This window comes from Opitutus sp., assembly GCA_024998815.1.
Classification (GTDB): domain Bacteria; phylum Verrucomicrobiota; class Verrucomicrobiia; order Opitutales; family Opitutaceae; genus Rariglobus.
The window spans coordinates 572,501-595,366 of record JACEUQ010000002.1 but is presented as its reverse complement, the minus strand read 5'-3'; the positions used below and the strand labels follow the sequence as shown (position 1 = coordinate 595,366).

The following is a 22,866-nucleotide window of genomic DNA, read 5'->3' as shown; positions in this document are numbered from 1 at the left end:
GTGTTCGCGAATCATGTGGCCTTGAGCGTGAGCTCAAGGATTCGGCTGATCTGCGTTCGACTAGTCAGGGGCCAAACTCCAGGCGCAGGCTTCTAGCCTGCATTTTTAATGAGCAGACTGGAAGTCTGCGCAACTCTTGTGGAGCCTTTAGCGGCTGTCGGGTCAGTGCTATTGCGCTCTCAGCGCGGCCACCAATTCGGCGGTGCCGGCGGCCATGCTGATGCGCGGCACATAACCGAGGTCGCGCCGCGCGGCCGCGATGGAAAACCAGTGGTCTTTGGCCAATTCGGCGGCGATGAAGCGCGTCATCGGGGGTTCGCCCTTTAAAGGCAGCACCCGCCAAGCCGCCTCGCATAACGCCCCCACCGCCGACGCCGCCCCCAGCGAAACGCACCGCGTGATGGGCGGCTCGCCAAGCGCGCTAAGCAAGCCGTTGATCCAGTCCCACAGCACCACCGGCTCATCGTTGGTAATAAAATACGCCCTCCCTCCAGCCGCCGCGGCCCGAGTGTCACCTAATAGGTGACACTGCGCCGCGAGGGCGGATTCGGCGGCGAGGTGGGCGTCGACGGCGTTTTCGACGTGGACCATGTCCATGCGGTTTTGGCCGTTGCCGACGATGCGAAGCCGGCCTGCGCGTGCGCGCGCCAGAATGCGCGGCACCAGGTGGGGATCGCCTACGCCCCAGATCAGGTGCGGACGCAGCGCCACCGTGCTCAGCCCGGGCGAGTGGGCCGCCAACACTTCGCGTTCGGCGATGGCTTTGGTTAATGGATACGGGCTGGGGCAGGCGGTGGTGAGCGGTAGCGATTCGTCGGCGCCGGCGAGGTTTTTGCCGTTAAAGACCACGCTGGGGGTGCTGGTGTGCACGAAGCGCTTCACCCCGTGTTCACGGCAGCCGGCGAGCAGGGCGCGGGTGCCCAGCACGTTGGCGCGGAAAAAATCATCGTAGCGTCCCCACACGCCGACTTTGGCGGCCACGTGAAAAACCGTGCCGATGCCCCGGCAGGCGGCGCTAACCGCCGCCGCGTCGTCGAGGCTGGCGCGCACGAAGCGCACGCCGCGCCGCTCCAAGTCGGGGGCGGGGGTGCGCCCGAGAACGACCACCGGGCGGCCCTGCGCCAGCAGGCGTTCGACCAGTCGACGCCCCAAAAAACCGGTGCCTCCAGTGACCAGCACGGGTGCGGTAAGCGAAGGGGAAGTGTCACCTAATAGGTGACACTGGGGTGGAGACGCGGCCGGGGGCAGGGCGGAGGAGGAATGAGCGGTCGGGTGGGTGGCGGTGTTGCGGGCTGGGGGGCTCATCGCTTGGGGTCGGATTCGTAGCCTTTGGCGGTCAACGCCCAGCGGGCCAGGGAGAGGCGGTGGATCTTGGCATTGTGCCTCACATCCACCGGCATTTTTTTTAAGAAATAGAAGGTCTTAATTCCCGCGGTGTGCGGGTGGGTCTTGGCGAGCAAGCGCAGTTCGCGGGCGAAGGGGCGGCACTCATCGCTCGTCTCGGCTTGCGACCAGTCGTCGGGCTCAACCACCAGCGCGGCGCGCTGCCGGCCTCGTTCACCTATCCCGATAAGGGCGCAGCGGCGAACTTTGGCGTGGGCGTTGAACAGGGGCTCGATTTGCTCGGTGTAGAGCGGGCCTTCCGGCGTTTCAACGCGCTCGGCTTTGCGTCCGCAAAACCAGAGGCGGCCTTCGGCATCCAGATAACCGAGATCGCCCATCCGGTGCCAGCCGGCGTCGGCGGCAACCGCCGCCGACGCCGGCAAAACCCCGGCGACCGGGGCGCAAATCCCAAATTCCAAATCACAAATCCCGACGGCTGCGGCAGCACCGGTGGCATCGACGCCCGTGTAGTTGGTAGTTGGTTTTATCCCTTTGGGAATTCCGCCGCCATCGGGATCGGCATTTGGGATTTGGGGTTTAATCGCTGCTGCCGCGTAGTCGGGATTTGGGTTTTGCCCAATTGCATTTGGGATTTGCCCAATGGGATTTGGAGTTTGGCCATTGGGGATTTCGCCTTCATCGGGTCCGGCCTTTGGGATTTGCCCAATGGGATTTCCACGGTGTCCGACTCCGATCTTCGCGGCGGCGGTGGCCTCCGGCAGGCCGTCGTAGGTCTGGGTGACGGTCGGGCCGCGCACGATGATTTCACCGATCTGGCCGGCGGGTAGTTCGCGGGTATCGCCGAGCGTGGCGAGGGGCACGTCGGTTAGAGCGATGATTTTAACTTGGTTGGCTGCCAAGGGCCGGCCGACACAGGTGCCCGCCCCGCGTGCGGTAGCCGCAGCCGTGCCGGCGTGGACTTCAGCCGCGCTGATCGAGCTCACGGGCAGCGCCTCGGTCGCGCCGTACGGGCTGTGCAGTGTGCCGTGGGGCAACACTGGAGTCATCAAATCCCAAAGGTCCGGCGGCACGGGTGCGCCGGCGCAAAGCACGCGTTTCAGCGTGGGCAATTCGACGTGGTGGGTCTGGCAGTGGACGGCAATTTTGCGCCACAGCGTGGGCGAGCCGAACGAGCTGGTGACGCCCTCTTGGCGGATAGCCTGGATAATTTTACGCGGGTCGACGGTGGCCGGGCGGCTGGGGTCGATCTCGGGTACCACGGTGGTCATGCCGAGAGCGGGGTTAAACAGCGCGAACAGCGGCAGCAGCGGCAGGTCGATTTCGCCGGGGCGGATGTCGTAGGTGGCGCGGATCAGTTCCACCTGGGCGTCGAACATGCCGTGGGTGTAACACACGCCCTTGGGCGCGCCGGTCGAACCGGAGGTGAACAGAATGGCGGCCAGATCGGTTTGGAGCGTAGCGCAGGCTTCCAGCCTGCTGGTTGGGAGCGGAGCAGACTGGAAGTCTGCGCTACTTTGCCCCGATGCAGACAGGAAGCCGGCGCTAGTTTTACGGGCGGTCGCGGAGCCGCTGGCGGGCACGCGGATTTGGACGCTGCTGAAGGTTTTGCGGTAAATCCGGCTGATGACGCGCGCCAGTGGGATGCCAAGTAGAACGCGCGGTTGCGAGCGGGCGACGCAGGCGAGAAAACTTGTCAGGCCCATGCCGGGGTCGATCACGATGGGCACCGCGCCGAGGCTGAACAGGGCGAAGGCCGCGGCTATCAGCGGCAATCCGGGGCGCACCATTACCAGAACGCGGTCGGCGGGGCGCACGCCACGGGTGGTCAGATCGGCCTGCCAAGAGGCGACTTCGGCGGCGAGTTCGCTGAAGGATAGCGTGAGGTAGTCGATGTCGCCAGTGCGGGTGCGGCCACGCGGAACTTTTAGCGCGGCGACGGTGGGTTGCCGCTCGGCCATGAGGGCGAGGTGGCGGGCGATGTTGGCGTTATCCGGAAGCACGAGTTCGGGAAAACCTCACGCATCGGCGGGCAGAGGCAAAGAAAAACCCCGCGTGGCGCAGGGCCGGACGCGGGGTCGGGAAGTTCGGGACTGAACGGTCGGCTCAGTAGTCGTGCAGGGTGACGGCGCCCCAGAGAGCGGACACCTGGGTACCGGAGGGGTTGACGCGCCCTAGGAACTGGGTTCCGTCGATGTCGATGGTGTTGGGCGTGACCGGTTGGTAGCTGCCGGTGTTGTAGACGAACAGGCCTCCGAGGAAGCTGTTGTTACGGCCGGTGCGGGTCTTTTGCGTGGAGCATCCCGAAGTCAGGGAGGCTGCAACGGCGCAAATCGCGAGGACAAGAAGGGTCTTCGATTTCATAGGGGTGGCGTGCAAGTTGTGGAGTGATCAGGGGTTTGGCAAGCCTAGGAATTGGGCGGGTCTTAGGGGGCCGTGAATCCGCCCAGTCCTACGCTGAGGTCTCGGCGGCGAGCAGTTTATCGAACAGGGTTTTGTCGGTCGCCTTCATGTAGGCTTCGCGAGCACTGATTTTTCCGGATTCGACGAGCTCACGAAGCGTGTTGTCCATCGAGACCATGCCTTCGGCGCGGGCGCCTTCGATGATGTTGCGAATCGCCGCGATGTTGCCGCTGCGAATGGTGCCGCCGAGCGCGTCGTGGGGCAGTAGGATTTCGTGAGCGGCGACACGGCCGCCGGCGATCTTTTTGCACAGCAACTGCGAGACAATGCCGCGTAAACAGCCCGCCAACAGCACGCGGATCTGGTTCTGTTCGTCGGCTGGAAAGGCGTCGATGATACGGTCGATCGTCTTGGGGGCGTTGTTGGTGTGCAGGGTCGCGAACACGAGCATGCCCATCGAGGCGCAGCCCAAGGCAAGGCGCATGACCTCGGTCTGCCGCAACTCGCCGACGAGGATGACATCGGGGTCGGCACGCATGGCGCCTTTGAGGGCGTCGGCAAAACTTTCGGTGTGGTCGCCGACCTCGCGGTGGATGACGATGGACTCCTTGTTCTGATGGACGAACTCGATGGGGTCCTCGACGGTGATGATGTTGCGCCGTGAGGTGCTGTTGATGTGGTCGATGAGCGCGGCCAGCGTAGTGGATTTACCGCTACCGGTCGGGCCGGTGACGAGTACCAGGCCCTCGCGCAGGGCGCACATTTTTTTGAGCGAGGCAGGCAGGGCCAGCTCGTCGAAACTGAGGATTCGTGTGGGAATCTGGCGCAACACGGCGGCCATGCCCCAGGCGTTTTGTAGGTAATTGACGCGGTAGCGGCACTGGCCTGGGACCTCGTAGGCGAAGTCGAGGTCGTTGTGTTCGAGGTAATGTTTCCAGCGGGCCGGCGGGCAGATTTCGCGCAGGATGGACTCCATTTGTTCGGCAGTGATGGAGGGGAACTGGTCGAGTGTGACGAGCGAGCCGGAGGCGCGGGCGCGGGGCGGCTGGCCGATCATCAGGTGGAGGTCGGAGCCTTTGAGCGCGTGCATGGCGCTGAGCATTTTGTCGATCGCGTGCATGGGTAGGGGGGGCTTTGGGGGTTAGCGGGCGCCGGGGATCTGCTGGCGGACGAGGCGGTTGATGATGTTATCGGCGGCGGTCTGGTCAGAGATTTTTTTCTCCTGCCAGAGGGCGAGTACGGCGTTGTCCATGGCGATCATGCCCTCGCGGCGGTTGGTCTCGATGACGCTGGGGATGCCCTGGGTCTTGGCGTCGCGCACCATGGCGGAGACGGCGGTGTTGTTAATTAAGATCTCACAGGCGAGGACCAGGCCGCTGGCGCGACCGGGCAGCAGGCGCTGGCAGATGACCCCGCGCAAACTCTGTGCGACCATCGCGCGGATCTGCGGCTGCTGGCTGGGGGGGAAGGCGTCGAGAAGGCGGTTGAGCGTGGTGGTGGCATCGCTGGTGTGCATGGTGCCGATCACCAAGTGGCCGGTTTCGGAGGCGGAGATGGCCATTTCGATGGTGGCCAAGTCGCGCAATTCACCAATGACGATGATGTCGGGGTCTTCGCGCAGTGCGCTGCGCAAGGCGCTGCCGAAGGTCGCGGTGTGTTGGCCGACTTGGCGCTGCGTGATATTGCAACCTTGGCTGGTGTGCAGGAACTCGATGGGGTCCTCGACGGTGATGATGTGGTCGTCGCGGGTCTGGTTGATCTCGTTGATGAGGGAGTTGAGCGTGGTGGTCTTGCCGGAGCCCACCGGGCCGGTCACCAGGATCAGACCGTTGTGGTAACTGAGGAGCTTTTGGATGACGGCGGGGTTGGGGAACCCGAGCTCGGCTAGACTGCGAAGGCGCTCGGGGACGATGCGGTAGGTGCCCTTGGTGCCCTGCTTGTGCTGCATGACGTTGACGCGGATGCGGCGTCCGCCGTCCATGGCGAAGGCATAGTCAAAGTCGTTGCGGGTGGCGAAAATCTGCTGGTGCGCGGCAGACAGCAGGCAGGTGTTGAGTTTACGGGCCTGTTCGGCGGAGAGCGGCGTGGTATCGAGATATTGGAGCGCGCGCATGCTGCGGATGTAGGGCGCGGTGCCGGCGGAGAGATGCAGGTCGCTGGCACCGACGGCCTGCGCGGTCTTGAGCAACTCGTTCATGAACGCCTTGAGTTCGAGCTCGGAGAGCGTGTCGACGCGGCTGAAATCCATGTTGCCCAATTTGGCGGTGACTGGAGCGGGACCGTTCGGGGCGGGAACCGGAAGCGGAGGGGCGTCGGCCCCTGAGGAGGCGACGATCTTGGCCTTGGCGACGAGGCCGGTGAGGGTCGCACGATCGGTGATATGGCCTTTGGCCAGAGCGGCCTGGGCGAACGCCTGGCCGTCGGAGCCGGGGGGCGTCGAGGCGACCAACTGGGCGGCCAGTTGAGCGTCGAGGAGGTTTTCGTGCACGCAGAAGAGCGCCAACCAGGGGACTTCTTTATTCATAGGGGGTAGAGAATGAGTGGTGAGCGAAACCAAGTGCGCTCAGTTGGGAAGACTAAATGTGCGCACCGGGGGTGTTCGGGGCCGCGGCAATCGGGCGAGCAAGCGCCCGTTCGGAGGGACGACCTCCGTGTCGTCCTGGGATCGAGCCAGCCCACACGGAGGTGGGCCCTCCCACGGAAAGCGAAAAGGCAGAGTACGAGAGAACGAGTAGGAGTATGAGAACGAGAACGATTACTGCGGAAGGCCTCAGGCGTAGTAGCCTTTGAACCATTCCACGAACTTGCCCAGGCCTTCGCTCAGCGGGGTGCGCGGCGCGTAACCGATCGCGGCGTTAACCCGCGTGAGGTCGGCGCAGGTTTCCACCATGTCGCCAGGCTGCGGGCCGACCAACTCGATTTGCGCTTTGCGCCCGAGCAGGCGCTCCAGTTCGCGCACAAAATCGACCACCTCCACGGGGTGATTGTGGCCGAGGTTGTAAACGCGCGCCGGCGGCAGCTCGGCGGTGGCTTGCGGCGGGTTGCGCATGGCCGCCAATACCCCGGCCACGATGTCGTCCACGTAGGTGAAATCGCGGCGGTTGAGCCCGTGGTTGAACAGCTTGATGGGCTTGCCCTCGGCGATCGCTTTGGAAAATAAAATCGGCGCCATGTCGGGGCGTCCCCACGGCCCGTAAACGGTGAAAAAGCGCAGGCCGGTCAGCGGCAGCCCGAAAAGGTGGGCGTAACTGTAAGCCATGACCTCGTTGCTTTTCTTGGTCGCGGCGTAAAACGACAGCGGGCGGTCGGTGGGCTGCTCTTCGTGAAACGGGGTCACCGCTCCGCCGCCGTAGACGCTGCTCGACGAGGCGTAAACGAGGTGGCGCGGCGGGCGCACCCGCGCGGCTTCCAGCACCGAGGAAAACCCGATCAGGTTGCTGTGCACGTAGGCCGTGGGGTTTTCCATGCTGTAACGCACCCCAGCCTGCGCCCCGAGGTGAATCACGTAGTCGGGCGCGAAGTTCAGGTAGATTTCGCGAAAACGGGCGGCGTCGGCGAAGTCCGCGGCGATAAAGCGGAAGGAGGGAAATTTGGCCAACTGGGCTAGGCGCGCATCCTTGAGTGCGACCGAGTAGTAGTCATTGAGATTATCCAGACCGAGCACTTCGCACTCCCCGGAGGCAGCGAGTTGGCGGGCGGTGTGATAGCCGATGAAGCCGGCCGCGCCGGTGATGAGAACTTTCATGAGGAGGAGGGTGGGGTTGGGGTCGCGGAACGCTGGGCGGTTGTCGCAGGATCGGCAAGGGTTCGCTCGCGCAGCAAAAGCCAAGCGAGCAGTTCGCCAGCAATAAAGACGGCCGCTCCCGCCCAGATCACGTCGGACAAAAAGTGGCCGCCCTGAACGATGCGAGCCCAGCCAATCGCTGCCCCCATGAGTACGCCGGCGGCGAGGCTGGCCCGAGCCAGCAGGGGCCGACGCCCGCGCCAAACAAAATAGCCGGCCAGCAGGTAAAAGCCCATGGAGGCGTGGCCGGAGGGGAAGGATTTGCGGTCTTTGGCCACCGGGCCGATGGCGCCGGCAGTGATGTAGGTGTCGGGCCCGCCGAACTCCTGAATTTGTTTGGGGCGGGGGCGCCCCCAGTTGTCTTTGCCCACCGCGTTCACCAGCAGGCCCGGGCCGAGCAGCATGAGCAACGGGAAGATCCACGCGCGCCTTGCCATCGCGGCGTCACGCTTAGGTCCAAATGTGCTGAGCAGCCCTAGGCCCAGTCCGCCGACCGCGAGCGACACGGCCAGCCACGGGCCGTAGCGATAAAGCAATTGGATCACCGTGTCGTTTTGGTGGGTCCAGCCTTCGCCGGGGGTAAAATAGTGGCGTGCCACCGCGATGTCGCCGCCGGTGCGCGCCAGGATAATCCCGGCGAGGGCAGCGAAGGCCAGGGCGGCGAAAATGCGGAAAAGGCTCTTCATGGTGGCGGAGGCGGGCGGGGGATTACGGAGTGTTTTGCAAAGGCTTGCCGTGGTCCCAGGCCTGCAGGTTTTCGCCGACGAGGATGCGCAGGTGAGGGGGGAGCGCAGTGGTGCGCGTGGAGTTGATCTCACTCAGCGGGGTCAGTCGGCCGAGGCCCTCGGTGAGGGCGGCGGGCAATTCGTCGGCGGAGGTGACCAACAGCACGCGAGCGCCGCGCCACTTGGGCAGTGGGCCTTTCCACAGGGCGTATTGCGAGTCGACCAGTCCGGGCGGGGTCCAGCGCCACACCATGGGTTGCCCGGGTAAATAAAACGCGAGTTCGCTGGCCAGTTGGCGCCCGCCATAGGTCACCACGATCACGGGCGCGCCGCCGTCGGCTTCGAGTTTGGCTTTGATCGCGCCGACGTCGGCGCCGAATTGCTCCCAGCCGCGCAGGCGGCGGGTGAAATCGAGCTTGTGGCCGGTCAGGCCGAGCGGGCCAATGGCCAACACCAGCGCGTAGCCCAGCGCCACGATGCCCACGCCGCTCATCCAGGCCGCGCGCCACGCCTTCTGCCGGCGCGGCCAAGCTTGCGCGTTGACCAGCCAGCCGACCGTCAAAAACACGCCGCCGAGGTGGAAAACCGCCGGCCAGTTCGGGTTGATGCGCTGGCGCAGGCTCATCGCGAGGATCAGGGCCAGCGCCGGCACCGTCATCATCCAGGCAAACCACTGGCGGCGGTCCGCGCGCACCTCGCGCCAGCCGCAGGCAGCAATCACCAGCAGGACCGCCGCCACCGGCCCGATTACGCCGAGCTGGCTGCCGATAAACTCGACGCAGAAGTTGAGTCCTTTGCCCAGGCGCCACGAGTCGGCCTCAAAGTGGTGGGCGGTGTGTTGCACCGTGATCCAGTCATGATGGATGTTCCACCACAGCAGCGGAACGAGCGCCAGCAGCGGCACCGCCAGCCAGAGATAAACCGCGAGCCGGCCCCGCCACGCGCGGTCTCCCGGTGCCGGCGAGGTGAATACAAACACCAGCGCGAGCAGGGGCAAAATCAGCATCATCTGTTTGCTGAGCACGCCGAGCAGGCCGGCCAGCGCGTAAAGCGCCCACCACCCCGTGCGGTTAACGGTGCTCCGCGCAACCTGCGCGGCGCGCCCGCTCGGCTCGATTTCGCCCTCCGGTTCGAGTGCCCGCCACAGCGCGTAAAGCGCCACGCTCCAGCAGGCAATCAGCGGGGCGTCGATGGTCAGCAGTGAATTGAGGGCGAGCGAGCCGGGGGCGGTGGCCCCGAGCACCACCGCGACAAACCCCGCCCGCTCACCCCAAAGGCGACGGGACAGCAGCCAAGTTGCCACCAGCCCGATCGTGCCGAGAACCACCGCCGGGGTGCGCATCAGGGGCGCCGTGGTGAAGCCGAGGGCTTGGGTCACGGTGTTGAGCCACGCGATCATCGGCGGCTTACTATAATAGCACCAATCCGGCTGCCGCCCCCAGTCCCAGTAATAGGCCTCGTCGGGCACCAGATCGAGCGGCACCAGCCATAGCCACAAAAAGCGGACAACCGCCAACCCAGCGATCAGCCCTAGGCTGCGGCGTACCCACGCGGTGTCCGCAGTGAGGGCGGCGGGATGGGACTGGCTGGCAAGCGGGGCGGCGGGGAGCATGGCGATAAAAACGGCCACCGTCGCAGTCGCCCCACCCCCGCTCAACCCGAAAATTAGATTGCCTCCCATGGTTGATCCCTCGGTTTATGGGGCTTTAGCCGTGACCCACCTGTCCATCATCATCCCTTTCTACAACGAGGACGAAAACGTCGAGCCGCTCCTGCGTGAGGTGTTGGCCGCCTGTCCCGACGCCGAGATCATCGCCGTGGACGACGGTTCGCGTGACGCCACCTTGGCCCGCATCAAAGGCGTTCCCGGGGTCACCGCTCTGGCCCTGCCGGTCAACCTCGGCCAAAGCGCCGCGCTCTACGCCGGCCTTTCCCACGCGACCGGCCGGGTTTGCGTCATGCTCGACGGCGACGGCCAGAACGATCCTGCCGACATCCCCGCTCTGGTCGCCGCGATGGACGGCGTCGACTTTGCCTGCGGTTACCGCCGCACCCGCCAGGATAGTTTTAACCGCCGCGTCGCTTCGCGTTTCGCCAACAACATCCGCCGCTTTTTCCTCAAAGATCAGGTGCGTGACACCGGCTGTTCGCTCAAGGCCATGCGCCGCGACCACGTCGGTTACCTGATTCCGTTCAACGGCCTGCACCGCTACATCCCCGCGCTCTTGCTCAACGCTGGTCTCACCCTGGTGGAAGTGCCGGTTAACCACCGCCCGCGTACCCGCGGCGTATCCAAATACACCATCGGCGGGCGCGCGCTGCGCGGCCTGCGCGACCTGTTCGGGGTGAGCTGGGTCATGGCTCGCCAGATCCGGTACCCGGCAGGCGTGCTGCCCGGCTCCGGCCCCCGCTAAGGGACGGCCGTTTTTGATGACGTAGCGCGGGCTTTCAGTCGGTTTTGGATTTCCTAAACGTAGCGCAGACTTCCAGTCTGCTCCGAGCTGGAATGCAGACTGGAAGTTTGCGCTACGTTTTACGGCAACGAGTCCCCCCATTAATCAACGAGTCTATCTTATGAACGAAGTTTTGTTTAACCTCTCGCTGGGTGGCATCAACGTGGTCGTCACTGCGTGGAAGATTGTGGGTTACCTAGGCACGCTCATGTTTGCTGGACGCTGGGTGGTGCAGTTTATCGCCACGCGGGCGGCCGGGCGCCCTGTCATGCCGCGCGCTTTTTGGTACATGAGCGTGGTCGGCAGCGTCATGTTGCTGTGCTATTTCACGATGGGTAAAAGCGACTCGGTGGGCGTGATGTCCAACCTGTTCCCGGCGTTCACCGGCGCGTACAACCTTTGGATGGACGTGAAAATGCGCCGTAACCCCGAGCTGCATCCTGCTGCCAAACTCTAAGCGAGATGGGCGCGGAAACGACAGCATGGTGGCGAGTGCTCGGTGGCTGGTACGGCGAGGCGGGCCGGAGCGTGCGTCGGCGTGCTTGGTCGATCGGCGTGGGCGCGGCCTGCGTGCTGGCGTTGGCCGCCGGGCTCGCGCTGAGCGGCACCGATCGGGCGATTGCCGACGGGTTAACCGCAGCCCGACCCGAGGGCATGATCGCCTTCGCTAAAGGCGCCTCCAAGTGGGGCGAGCTGCACCTGGCCCCGTTCGTGGCGCTGCTGGCGCTGGGCGGGCTTGGCGCCTGGGCTGGCCGCTTGCCCTGGCTGTTCGCGGCGGTCGCTGGGCTGCTGGGCGGGACAACTGCCGGGATAATCGCGGTCTTTTTTAAGGCCCTACTGGGCCGTCCCCGGCCAAGCATGAATGCGGTCGATGAGTTCACCTGGTTCGCGCGGGCCTCCGGGTTTCAAAGCTTTCCCTCCGGTCACGCCACCCACTGCTTCGGGGTGGCCGTGGCGGTGGCCGTGCTGGCGCCGCGCTGGGGAGTGGGCTTTGTGGCGGCGGCGGGGTTGGTCGCCTGGTCGCGGATGTATTTGGGCAGCCATTACCTAAGCGACGTGCTCGCCGGCGCCGCGCTGGGCACGCTGGTCGGCGCGGTGCTGGCGCTGGCGATTCGCCGCTGGCTGGAAAACCGCGCGACGGAACCAGCGAAGTTAACCGCGTGAATTTATTGAAGTGATGAACTCCGAAGCCGCCAAAACGTGGAAATGGGACCGGTTCGCCCCTTGGTTGCTGGTGCTGCTGGTGCTGGCGGTGTACCTGCCCGGCACCGCGCAACTGCCGCTGGTGGACCGCGACGAGCCGCGTTTTGCCACTGCGGCCCGCGAAATGTTGGAGCGCCACGACTGGATCGTGCCGACCTTCAATGGCGACTACCGCTTCGATAAACCCGCGCTGGTTTACTGGCTCATGCACGCCGGTTACGCGACGGTTGGAATCAATGAGCTGGGGGCGCGCCTGCCGGCGGTGGCCTGCATGCTCGCGCTGGTGCTGCTGGTCTGGCACACAGGGCGGCGCTGGTTCGGTGCGCGGGCGGGCTTTGCCGCCGGGTTCATGCTGGCGACGAGCTTGCAGTTTTTTATCCACGGCCGGCTGGCGGTGGCCGATATGCCCATGGTGTTGGCAGTGGCGGTGGCCTGCGTAGCGCTGGCCGAGTTGCTGCTCGCGCCGACGCTGGCGGGTGCGGCGGCTACGAACGGGACTGCGAATGCAGCGACGGGTGTGGCGGCGAGCGCTGCGGGCGGCACGGAGCCGACCGATTCGGCCACGACTAGCTGGAGCCCGCGGCTCGCGTGGTGGAGCCTGTGGGTGTCGCTGGGACTGGGTTTTTTGGGCAAGGGTCCAATTACGTTGGTGGTGCCGGCGCTGGCGCTGATGTTGTGGCGCTGGGTATTTTGGCGCAAACCGCTGCCCTGGGCGCGGCTGCAGGCGGGGCGCGGGCTGGTGCTGGCCACCGGTATCGTCGCCATTTGGGGGATACCGGCGCTGGTGGCGACGCACGGCCTGTTTTGGCAAAAAGGTATCGGTGAACACGTGGTGCAGCGGGGCTTGGAAAAACTCAACGGGCGCTCTTACAACCCGTTTTTCTACCTAATGACCGCGCCTATGACCCTGTTTCCGTGGGTTGTGTTTGCCGGTGCGGCCTGGGTGGCGGCGCGGCGCGAGTGGGACGCCCGCCGTGCTTGGCTGGCGAGCTGGTTACTGGCCCCGTATGTGATTTTCACGGCCTACCTGACCCAGTTGCCCCACTACGTGCTGCCGGGATTTCCGGCATTTTTCCTCCTGTTGGGCGCGGGCTTAACGCCGGCGGGCATGGCGGCGCTGGCGCGTTGGGCGCGGGTGGCCATGGGAGTTTTTTTCGCGGTGTTCGGTCTGGTGGCGACGGTGGCGCTGGTTTTGGTGGTGCGCGCGGAACTGCCCGCCGGGCTGGATCCGTTGCGCGATGCCGTCGTCGGGCTGCTGGTCACGGTGGGCGGTTTTTTGCTGGTGGCATCCGCCTGGTGGGGGCGTCGCGCGGCGGTGGTGGTGCTCGGGGTGCTGCTGATCAGTGCGGGGGCGTGGCGCATGGGCACCGGGCTGCGGTCGGTCAGCCCCGGGGTGACGCTCGAGCCGGCGTTGCGCGCGATGCCCGCCGGCACGCGTTTTCTGGGCTGTCGTTTTGCCGAGCCGAGCATCGTTTTTTACAGCGGCGCGAAGTGGACTTTTTCAGACCAGCCCGAGGCGCTGGCGGCGATGTTGGCCCAGCCCGGCCCGGTGGCCGTGGTGGTGATGGAACGCGAATGCGACCCTCTGGGTTTTTTCACCGGACGCTTGAAGTGGCGCGAGTATTCCGCGCCGAGCGGATTAAGTGCGGTTGCGCAGCGCCAGCAGACGGTGGAAGTGTTTAACTTGGGGCGTTCGCGCTGGCAGACGCTCAGCGTGTGGGTGCGCCCCTGAGCACCTCAGAAAAGTAGACGCAGACTTCCCGTCATCTCAGTTGCGGCGAACCTGAACACGGCCCTCCGTTTGCCTCCTCTGGAAAATTGACGGAAATGGGGAACCTTTCGCTTGATCGTCGCGCAATCGGGCGTATCAATTGGCTGGTTTTTCCGCTCAACCCATCCTTCGCATGCAAATCAAAGCCTATCTGAAACCCTCCTGTGGCTGGTCCAACGGTGTTCGCACCATCATGCGCAAGTACAGCCTGCCGTTCGAGGACATCGACATCATCAACAACCGCGCCAACTACGCGGAGATGGTGCAGAAGTCCGGTCAGCCCCTCTCACCCTGCGTCGAAATCGACGGCGTGATGCTGGCCGACATCTCCGGCGAGGAGGTGGAGAACTACATGCTTTCCAATAACTTGGTTAAGCCTACCGACGTTCCCGCGAGCGCCCCGACCAACGCCGGTTGCACCGACGCCGAGCACGCAAAAATGGCGACCCAGACCGTACGCTTCTTCTGAGGCATGCTGGCTACCGTTTCGACGCTCCCCCAAAACGGTCTCCTAGCGCGAGGCCGTTTTTTTCGTTTACTGACCCGGACGGCTTCGACCGTTCGGCGCTCGCTGGAGGCTCCTCCCTCCCTGGTTTTTAACCCACCCTTTCCGTCCGTTTAACTGGCTCGATTCCTGTCGTGAATAACTCCCGTCCTCTCGCCTCCGCCCAGTCCTCTCAGCCGTCCGTCGCCGGGCGTCCCGCCAAGCAGGGTCTCTACGATCCCTGGTTCGAGCATGACGCTTGCGGCGTCGGCTTCGTGGTCGACATGAAGGGCCGCGCGACCCACGCCATCCTCCGCCAGGGTATCCAGGTTTTGGAGAACCTCGACCACCGCGGTGCCGCCGGTAGCGAGCCCAACACCGGTGACGGCGCCGGCATTCTTCTCCAGGTCCCTCACGCTTTCTGCGTCGATGTCGCTAAAAAGGCCCGCATCACCCTGCCTGCAGCCGGCCTCTATGGCACCGGCCTGATTTTCCTACCGCGCAACGCTACCCACCGCCGCAAGATCGAGGAAAAGTTCGCCCAGATCATTCAGAGCGAAGGCCAGGTTTTCCTCGGCTGGCGCACCGTCCCTACCGACAACGCCTCCCTCGGCGAGACCGCCAAGGCCAGCGAGCCGTTCATCCGCCAAGTGTTCATCGGCCGCAGCGAAGAGATTGCCGACACCCTGGCTTTCGAGCGCAAGCTCTACGTCATCCGCAAGCGCGCCTCCGCCGAGCTGCGCGACGAGGGTTTCCTCGGTGCCGAGACCTGGTACGTGCCCAGCCTGTCCGCCCGCACGATGGTTTACAAAGGCATGCTGCTAACCACCCAGCTGTCGGTGTATTTCCCCGACCTGCAAAACCCGTTCATGGCCACCGCCATCGCGCTGGTTCACTCGCGTTTCAGCACCAACACCTTCCCGAGCTGGGACCGCGCCCACCCGTACCGCTACGTCGCTCACAACGGCGAAATCAACACCCTGCGCGGTAACATCAACTGGATGCACGCCCGTCAGGCTCACTGCATCTCCGACGCGTTCGGCGACGACATCAAAAAGATCCTCCCGATCATCAACCCCAACGGCAGCGACTCGGCGATGTTCGACAACACGCTGGAGTTGCTCCACCTCGCCGGCCGCTCTCTGCCGCACGCGGTGATGATGATGATCCCCGAGCCGTGGTCCAACCACCAGACGATGGAGGACACCCGCCGCGCCTTCTACCAGTACCACGCGTGTTTGATGGAGCCGTGGGACGGCCCCGCCGCCATGACCTTCACCGACGGCCAGAGCATCGGCGCGGTTCTCGACCGCAACGGCCTGCGCCCCGCCCGTTACTACGTCACCAAGGACGACCTCGTCATCCTCGCCTCCGAGGCCGGCGTGCTCGACATCCCTGACGCCGATATCGTCGAAAAGGGCCGTATCCAGCCCGGTAAGATGTTCCTCGTGGACACACAGCAGGGCCGCATCATTCCCGACGAGGAAATCAAGCGCCAGCTCGCGGCCGAATTCCCCTACCGCGCCTGGCTCGACGAGCACCTCGTCCACCTCGACGACCTGCCCGCCGCCCCCGAGCTTCCTGCGCCCGACCGTGACACGCTCCACCAGCGCCAACTCGCCTTCGGGTACACCCACGAGGACGAGCGCGCGATCCTTGCCCCTATGGCCAAGGACGGCGTTGAGGGCATCGGCTCGATGGGCAACGACACGCCGCTGGCGGTCCTCTCCAACAAGCCGCGCTTGCTCTACGATTATTTCAAACAGCTGTTCGCCCAGGTCACCAATCCGCCGATCGACTGTATCCGCGAAGAAATTATCACCTCCCACGAGACCCGCCTCGGCTCTGAGGGCAACCTGCTGCAACCCGGCGCCACTGCCTGCCGTCGCGTCGAGCTCGACTGGCCCGTCCTCACCAACGAGGAGTTTGGCAAAATTCGCCGCATGCAGTTGCCCGGCCTCAAGGTCGATGTCCTGCCGATTCTATTCCGCGTTTCCCGTGGCGAGAAGGGCCTGGCCAAGGCGATGGAGGAGCTGTGTGTGCTCGCCCGCCGCGCCATCGAGGATAACGAAGTTAACGTCCTCATCCTCTCCGACCGCGGTGTCACCAAGGACTACGCCCCGATTCCTGCCCTGCTCGCCGTCGCCGGCTTGCACCATTATCTCATCCGCGAGGGTCTGCGCACCCAGGTCAGCCTCGTGCTGGAAACCGGCGAAGCCCGCCAGGTTCATCACATGGCGCTGCTCATCGGTTACGGCGTGAGCGCGATCAACCCGTACCTGGCCTTCGAGACCATCGACGACATGATCCACGAGGGTCTGTTGCCCGGCGTCGACCACAAGACTGCCTGCAAGAATCTGGTCAAAGCCACCGCCAAGGGCGTGGTCAAAGTCGCCTCCAAGATGGGCATTTCGTCGATCCAGAGCTACCGCGGCGCTCAGGTGTTCGAGGCGGTCGGCCTGCGCCAGGACGTGATCGACCACTACTTCACGTGGACCCCGTCGCGCGTCGGCGGCATCGGCTTGGACATCATCGCCCAGGAGGTGCTCATGCGCCACCGCGAGGCCTTCGGTGAGCGTAACGTCATCGACCACTCCCTGCCCGCCGGCGGCCAATTCAAGTGGCGCTCCGACGGTGAGTTTCACTTGTTCAACCCCGAGTCGATCCACGCCCTGCAAAAGGCTGTGCGCGCCGGCGACTACGGCGTGTTCCAACAGTACGCCCGCCTGGTCAACGATCAGTCGAAGGCCCTGTGCACGTTGCGCGGCATGCTCGACTTCAAGCCCTCTGACGCCATCCCGATCGAGGAGGTTGAGTCGATTGAAAAGATCCTCAGCCGCTTCAAGACCGGCGCCATGTCCTACGGCTCGATCTCGCAAGAGGCCCACGAGACCCTCGCCATCGCCATGAACCGCATCGGTGGTAAATCCAACACCGGTGAGGGCGGCGAAGACCCGGCGCGTTTCGTCCCCATGGCGAACGGTGACTCGAAGAACTCCGCCATCAAGCAGGTCGCTTCCGGCCGCTTCGGTGTGACCAGCAACTACCTGGTCAGCGCCCGCGAGATCCAGATTAAGATGGCCCAGGGCGCCAAGCCCGGCGAGGGCGGCCAGTTGCCGGGCACCAAGGTCTATCCGTGGGTCGCCAAGACCCGCCACACCACCGCCGGCGTCGGCCTCATCTCCCCGCCTCCGCACCACGACATCTATTCGATCGAGGATTTGGCCGAGCTGATCCACGACCTGAAAAACGCCAACCGACGCGCCCGCATCAGTGTGAAACTGGTGGCCGAGGTCGGTGTCGGCACCATCGCCGCCGGCGTTGCCAAGGCCCACGCCGACGTGGTCTTGATCTCCGGCCACGACGGTGGCACCGGCGCCTCGCCGCAGAACTCCATCTGGCACGCCGGTCTGCCGTGGGAACTCGGCCTGGCCGAAACCCACCAGACGCTGGTTCTTAACAACCTTCGCTCCCGCATCGCCGTGGAGACGGACGGCCAGCTCAAGACCGGCCGCGACGTCATCATGGCCGCGCTGCTCGGCGCCGAGGAATTCGGTTTCGCCACCGCCCCGCTCGTCGCCACCGGCTGTATCATGATGCGTGTTTGCCATCTGAATACTTGCCCGACCGGCGTCGCCACCCAGGACCCACGCCTGCGTGAGAAATACACCGGCAAGCCCGAGTACGTCGTGAACTTCATGACGTTCATCGCCCAGGAAGTCCGCGAGCTCATGGCCCAGCTCGGTTTCCGCACCATCGAAGAGATGGTCGGCCGCACCGACCGCCTCGAACCGCGCAAGGCCATCACCCATTGGAAGGCCAAGGGCATGGACTTCTCCAGCCTGCTCTATTCGCCCGACACTGGCCCGGAGGTCGGTCGCTACTGCCAGCAGACCCAGGACCACGGCTTGGACAAGTCGCTCGACTTGACCTCGCTGCTCGGCCTCTGCGAGCCGGCGATTGCGCGCGGCGAAAAGGTCGTCGCCACCGTACCGGTTAAAAACGTCCACCGCGTGGTCGGCACGATTACCGGCAGCGAGGTTACCCGTAAATACGGCGCGGCCGGCCTGCCCGAGGACACCATCGACATCCGCTTCACCGGTTCGGCTGGTCAAAGCTTCGGCGCCTTCATGCCCAAGGGCATGACCTTCCGCCTCGAAGGCGATGCCAACGACTACGTCGGCAAGGGCCTCTCGGGCGGCAAGATCATCGTGCGCGCCCCGGCCGCCTCCGGCTTCAAGCCCTCGGAGAACATCATCATCGGTAACGTCGCTCTCTACGGCGCGACCGCCGGTGAGCTGTTCGTCGGTGGCCGCGCCGGCGAGCGGTTCTGCGTGCGCAACTCCGGTGTCACCACGGTGGTCGAGGGCGTGGGCGACCACGGCCTTGAGTATATGACCGGTGGCCGCGTGGTGGTGCTCGGGCCGACCGGCCGTAACTTCGCCGCTGGTATGTCCGGTGGCGTAGCTTACGTGCTCGACGACGCCGACCTGCTTAAGGGCAACGTCAACCTCTCGATGGTGGCCCTCGAAAAGGTCGAGACCGCCGCCGAGCAGGCCGAACTGCGCGAGCTCATCCAGCGCCAGGCCGACCTCACCGGCAGCACCCGCGCTGCCGAAGTGTTGGCTAACTGGGACGCGATGCTGCCCAAGTTCGTCAAGATCATGCCCAAGGACTACAAGCGCATGCTGGCTTGTATCGCCAACGCGCAGGCCCAGGGCCTCACCGGTGACGAAGCCATCATGGCCGCCTTCGAAGAAAACGCCCGCGACACCTCGCGTGTCGGCGGTAACTAAGTCCAGCAACAACCCTTCAACGCAAAGTCGCCGAGACGCTAAGCACGTAAAGTTCGAGTTCATTCCTTCGCGTCTTCTGCGTCTTCTCGCCTTTGCGTTAAAATTTAAAAATCCGACCTCCACATCCCATGGGCAAACCTACCGGCTTCCTCGAATACCTGCGCGAAATCCCCGCCGACCGTCCTCCGCTTGAGCGGGTGCGCGACTGGAACGAGTTCCACCTCCACATGGAGGAGAAGAAACTCAAAAATCAGGGCGCCCGCTGCATGGATTGCGGCGTGCCCTTCTGCCACACCGGCAAACTCATCGGCGGCATGGCCTCCGGTTGCCCGATCAATAACCTCATTCCCGAGTTCAACGACTTGGTGTTCCGCGGCCTGTGGAAAGAGGCGCTCGAGCGTCTGCACAAGACCAACAACTTCCCCGAGTTCACCGGCCGCGTCTGCCCCGCGCCCTGCGAAGGCTCCTGCGTGCTCGGCCTGAACAACCCGCCCGTCACGATCAAGAACATCGAGTACTCGATTATCGAAAAGGGCTGGGACGAGGGCTGGGTTGTCCCCACCGCGCCCCGCAGTCGCACCGGTAAAAAGGTCGCCGTGATCGGCTCCGGCCCCGCCGGTCTGTCCGCCGCCGCCCAGCTCAATGCCGCCGGCCACACCGTCACCGTGTTTGAACGCGCCGACCGTCCGGGCGGCCTGCTCATGTACGGCATCCCCAACATGAAGTTGGATAAAAAGGACGTCGTGCTGCGCCGTATCCAGTTGATGGAGCAGGAAGGCATCACCTTCGTGTGCAACGCCAACATCGGCGTGACCCACGACGTGGCTGACCTGCGCAAGGGTTTCGACGCGCTGGTGTTTGCCACCGGGGCGACCCTGCCGCGCGATTTGCCGATCGAAGGCCGCAGCTACACCGGCGTGCACTTCGCGATGGAGTACCTCACGGCCAACACCAAGGCGGTTCTCGCCGGCGATCCCTCGACCAGCCCGATCAGCGCCAAGGACAAGGACGTGATCGTGATCGGTGGCGGCGACACCGGCACCGACTGCGTGGGCTCGGCCCTGCGCCAGGGCTGCCGCAGCGTTACCCAAATCGAGATCCTGCCCAAGCCCGCGCTGGAGCGCCAGGCCGACAACCCCTGGCCGGAGTGGCCAAAAACCTACAAGATGGACTACGGCCAGGAAGAGGCCGCCGCCCGTTACGGTTCCGACCCCCGCGTCTATTTGACCACGGTGAAAAAGTTCAGCGCCGACGCCAACGGCCACGTTGAGTCGTTGGTCACGGTGGAAATCAAGTGGGGCAAGAACGACAATGGCCAGTTCGTGCCGCAGGAGCAGGCCGGCACCGAGAAGACGCGTCAGGCGCAACTGGTGCTGCTGGCGATGGGCTTCCTCGGGCCGGAGCAGGTGGTGCTGAAGGCGCTCGGACTGGAGGCGGATGCGCGCAGCAACATCAAGGCGGAGCACAACGTGCACACGACGAGTGTGCCGGGCGTGTTTGCGGCGGGCGACTGCCGCCGCGGCCAGAGCTTGGTGGTCTGGGCGATCAACGAAGGCCGTGCGGCCGCGCGCGAGTGCGACCGTTACCTGATGGGCGCGACCATGCTGCCGTAATCCGGTAACCGAAGATTGAGTTCGGTGTCAGTTGTAGGCCCGACCGTTACTGGTCGGGCCTTTTTATGGCCATCCCTCCTCCCAGCCGTCCGTAGACCAGCCTGAATGGGGACGCCCGCCGGGCCCTCCCTTCATTATCTTTTACGTAACCCCGGCGCCAGGTGTGGCGTGCGCAACAGCGTCGCCAAGCGCGTCTCGCTCTCCGGACTGAATCCGAGGGCCCGCTTTAACATCACATCCCGCGCCAAGGGATTCACATGGCGGCGCGAGGCCCGATAATCGTCCCATTCGATCATGCCAAAAGCCGCCATCACCAGTCCGCTCGGGGGCACGGGTAAATCGCTGCCATAAAGGATGCGCGCCGCCAGTTCCTCGTCCTCAAGAATTCGTCGCATCTGCCGGGGTCGGAAGCGCAGGCTGAGGCCGGCGAGGGCGCTGTTATCCCCATAAAGGTTCGGGTAGCGTTTCGTCATGGCGACGAACTCGTCGAAATAATCGGGATCAAGCGCGATCATGCCTGTGCCACAGTGCGCCGCGATACAGGTGACGCCGATTTCAAGCGCTTGGGTCAACACCCGGGGCGCCGCGAGGTCGGGGCGCAGCACGGGCATGGTCCGTTCGCTGCCGGTGTGCGCGAGCAGAATCAGTCCGGATTCAGCCATACGCTCCAAAAACGGCCGGTAACGCCGGTCATTCCAATCCATGTTTTGGCAATTAGGCAGGCACTTCAGCATGACCGCCCCGCCCTCCAAGCAGCGGTCCAGTTCGGCTAATGCATCCGGCCGGGCGGGATGAATCGAGACGGCGGGCAGGAATTCCGCGTGGGTGCGGGCGAGCCCGAGTACGTAGTCATTGGGCACGTAAAAGGAGCCGGTGTCGGCGATCACCGTGCCGTCGTCGCGGTGGGGTTCGTCCTGGGCGAGAATCACCAAGGCATTAAGCCCGGTCCCGCGTAGTTGCGCCCGCAGGGCTTCGACTTAGATCGACTCGAAGTTCGCCTGCAAATCTGCCGCACGGAGGCCCATAGAGCGCAGGAGAATGGGTTCGCCGATGCGCGTCAGCCCTCGCGGTCGGTACCAGCAGCCAGAACCGTTTTTTCCCGTGCCGATGACATGGACGTGGCAATCGATGCGCATAGAGGTGAAGGGTTCGTAAATCGGGTTAAGGGCAATGACTCCACATAACGCTGAGGCGACATCGTTAACGGGGATGGAGGTGCGAGCCGCTTTGCTTGCTGGCGAGCGGGGTCGGCATCAGCAGCCTACGGCCAAAGCCCCAGGAAAACGATGCGTTGAGTGTTTCGGTACCGCCGATGCGGACGCCGTGAAACATCGTTTCGGCAATGCTGGTCGAGTTGAGCAGTCGGGCGACATCGATCATCAGTTCGGCATCAGCAGCCAGGCGCTCGACGTCCTCACCCGGGTAACCGGCCCAATATTTCAGGTCGTGCAGAAAGCCGGCCGGGTAAAGGCTGACGCCTTTCCAGTTGTCGAACCAGCCGGTGCAACCATCGCTTTTGAACGGACGAATCGGCGGGTCGCGTTCGATTTTCCGCCACAGTTTGTTGAGACCATAGAAATCGCAAATCACCTTAATGTGCTCGATCGGCACCTCCTCGCCGAGGGCCGGCAGGTTCATCTGCGGTCGACTGGCCGGCGTCGGCGATGCGGCGGAGGCCAGGGGAAGTGGTGAGCCGACTACGCCGAGCAGCAGAAGAGCGATCCAGGGGCGGAGGGACTTGGACATGGAATCACTTTGGTTCCGGAAGATTTTCAACGACAACCTGATTCCGCCCAGGCTGTAACCCAGGGGCTTTTCCTCATCAATTGGAAGTGATTGGGGATGAGCGGAGTAACTTTGGGCTAGACGAAAGAGGCGATTTTGCTTCTGCTTGGGTGGGATGAACTCTGAACCAGACGAAGCGAAGAGCGCAAAAACGGGGGACCGGCAATTGCAGGTGCGGGTGGCCACAACCGATGAGCAGGAGTGGTTCGACCAGCAGCTGCGCGAGAAGCATTATCTAGGGCCAGGGCAGCCGGTGGGAGACTACCTGAGGCAGGTGGTCGAACGAGGCGGGCAGGCGGTGGCCCTGTTGGTGTGGGGCCCGGCGAGCTATGCACTCAAAGACCGGGATCTATGGATTGGCTGGAGTGCTACCACGCGGGTGGAGCGGCTCAGTCTGATTGTGCAGAACAGGAGATTCCTTCTGCTCACCCCGAAGGGTTCCGAGCCGAACCTGGCTTCGCAGGTGCTCGGGTTGGTGCTGCGAGAACTCGCAGGGCATTGGCACGGC

Annotated in this window: 17 protein-coding genes and 1 pseudogene (1 of these 18 running past the window's edge); 8 read left to right on the top strand and 10 right to left on the bottom strand. The window is 64.3% G+C overall.

The features are described 5' to 3' along the window. Nucleotides 1-168 precede the first annotated feature (168 nt). The 8 genes and pseudogenes from H2170_10350 to H2170_10315 all read right to left on the bottom strand — a co-directional run bounded on the left by H2170_10350 (nucleotide 169) and on the right by H2170_10315 (nucleotide 9,865). Nucleotides 169-1,305, bottom strand: coding sequence for an NAD-dependent epimerase/dehydratase family protein (locus H2170_10350; GenBank protein MCS6300482.1), 1,137 nt, complete (start codon nucleotides 1,303-1,305; stop codon nucleotides 169-171). A gap of 773 nt (nucleotides 1,306-2,078) precedes the next feature. Beyond that, a pseudogene (locus tag H2170_10345) lies at nucleotides 2,079-3,302 on the bottom strand (AMP-binding protein). Nucleotides 3,303-3,447: 145 nt separating this feature from the next. Then, nucleotides 3,448-3,705 (bottom strand): hypothetical protein, encoded by a 258-nt coding sequence (locus tag H2170_10340; GenBank protein ID MCS6300481.1) that lies wholly within the window; start codon nucleotides 3,703-3,705, stop codon nucleotides 3,448-3,450. Nucleotides 3,706-3,793: 88 nt separating this feature from the next. After that, nucleotides 3,794-4,864 (bottom strand): PilT/PilU family type 4a pilus ATPase, encoded by a 1,071-nt coding sequence (locus H2170_10335; protein ID MCS6300480.1) that lies wholly within the window; start codon nucleotides 4,862-4,864, stop codon nucleotides 3,794-3,796. A 21-nt stretch (nucleotides 4,865-4,885) separates the two neighbouring features. Beyond that, nucleotides 4,886-6,268 carry a PilT/PilU family type 4a pilus ATPase gene (locus tag H2170_10330; protein ID MCS6300479.1) on the bottom strand — a complete coding sequence of 461 codons (1,383 nt, stop codon included), beginning with the start codon at nucleotides 6,266-6,268 and terminating at the stop codon, nucleotides 4,886-4,888. Between the two features lie 246 nt (nucleotides 6,269-6,514). Beyond that, nucleotides 6,515-7,489, bottom strand: a complete 975-nt coding sequence (locus H2170_10325; GenBank protein MCS6300478.1) for an NAD-dependent epimerase/dehydratase family protein — start codon at nucleotides 7,487-7,489, stop codon at nucleotides 6,515-6,517. Continuing rightward, nucleotides 7,486-8,214 carry a phosphatase PAP2 family protein gene (locus H2170_10320; protein MCS6300477.1) on the bottom strand — a complete coding sequence of 243 codons (729 nt, stop codon included), beginning with the start codon at nucleotides 8,212-8,214 and terminating at the stop codon, nucleotides 7,486-7,488. Before H2170_10320 ends, H2170_10325 begins: the two co-directional genes overlap by 4 nt. Nucleotides 8,215-8,236: 22 nt before the next feature. After that, nucleotides 8,237-9,865, bottom strand: a complete 1,629-nt coding sequence (locus tag H2170_10315; protein ID MCS6300476.1) for a glycosyltransferase family 39 protein — start codon at nucleotides 9,863-9,865, stop codon at nucleotides 8,237-8,239. 67 nt (nucleotides 9,866-9,932) lie between these two features. Here H2170_10315 and H2170_10310 point away from each other — a divergent pair, with 67 nt between their 5' ends. The 7 genes from H2170_10310 (at nucleotide 9,933) to H2170_10280 (ending at nucleotide 20,573) form a co-directional block, all read left to right on the top strand. Then, nucleotides 9,933-10,667 carry a glycosyltransferase family 2 protein gene (locus H2170_10310; GenBank protein ID MCS6300475.1) on the top strand — a complete coding sequence of 245 codons (735 nt, stop codon included), beginning with the start codon at nucleotides 9,933-9,935 and terminating at the stop codon, nucleotides 10,665-10,667. A gap of 160 nt (nucleotides 10,668-10,827) precedes the next feature. Further along, nucleotides 10,828-11,163 carry a lipid-A-disaccharide synthase N-terminal domain-containing protein gene (locus H2170_10305; protein ID MCS6300474.1) on the top strand — a complete coding sequence of 112 codons (336 nt, stop codon included), beginning with the start codon at nucleotides 10,828-10,830 and terminating at the stop codon, nucleotides 11,161-11,163. A 5-nt stretch (nucleotides 11,164-11,168) separates the two neighbouring features. Then, nucleotides 11,169-11,870 (top strand): phosphatase PAP2 family protein, encoded by a 702-nt coding sequence (locus H2170_10300; GenBank protein ID MCS6300473.1) that lies wholly within the window; start codon nucleotides 11,169-11,171, stop codon nucleotides 11,868-11,870. Between the two features lie 13 nt (nucleotides 11,871-11,883). Next, entirely contained in the window at nucleotides 11,884-13,641 is a 1,758-nt protein-coding gene (locus tag H2170_10295) for a glycosyltransferase family 39 protein (protein ID MCS6300472.1), read from the top strand. 172 nt (nucleotides 13,642-13,813) lie between these two features. Beyond that, nucleotides 13,814-14,149: a glutaredoxin gene (locus H2170_10290; GenBank protein MCS6300471.1), complete on the top strand. Its 336-nt coding sequence runs from the start codon at nucleotides 13,814-13,816 to the stop codon at nucleotides 14,147-14,149. Between the two features lie 161 nt (nucleotides 14,150-14,310). Further along, nucleotides 14,311-18,960 (top strand): glutamate synthase large subunit, encoded by a 4,650-nt coding sequence (gene gltB / locus H2170_10285; protein MCS6300470.1) that lies wholly within the window; start codon nucleotides 14,311-14,313, stop codon nucleotides 18,958-18,960. Nucleotides 18,961-19,088: 128 nt separating this feature from the next. Next, nucleotides 19,089-20,573, top strand: coding sequence for a glutamate synthase subunit beta (locus tag H2170_10280; GenBank protein ID MCS6300469.1), 1,485 nt, complete (start codon nucleotides 19,089-19,091; stop codon nucleotides 20,571-20,573). Nucleotides 20,574-20,707: 134 nt separating this feature from the next. On the opposite strand, the gene H2170_10275 is transcribed toward H2170_10280, so the two are convergent. Together H2170_10275 and H2170_10270 are read right to left on the bottom strand one after the other, a co-directional pair. Next, nucleotides 20,708-21,502, bottom strand: coding sequence for an amidohydrolase family protein (locus tag H2170_10275; GenBank protein ID MCS6300468.1), 795 nt, complete (start codon nucleotides 21,500-21,502; stop codon nucleotides 20,708-20,710). Nucleotides 21,503-21,773: 271 nt separating this feature from the next. Beyond that, nucleotides 21,774-22,319: a hypothetical protein gene (locus tag H2170_10270; protein ID MCS6300467.1), complete on the bottom strand. Its 546-nt coding sequence runs from the start codon at nucleotides 22,317-22,319 to the stop codon at nucleotides 21,774-21,776. 154 nt (nucleotides 22,320-22,473) lie between these two features. On the opposite strand from H2170_10270, the gene H2170_10265 reads away from it, so the two are divergent. After that, nucleotides 22,474-22,866 carry the 5' portion of an ISAs1 family transposase gene (locus H2170_10265; GenBank protein ID MCS6300466.1) on the top strand. The gene runs 978 nt beyond the window's last position, so the window shows 393 of its 1,371 coding nt (coding positions 1-393); its start codon is at nucleotides 22,474-22,476; its stop codon lies beyond the right edge, outside the window.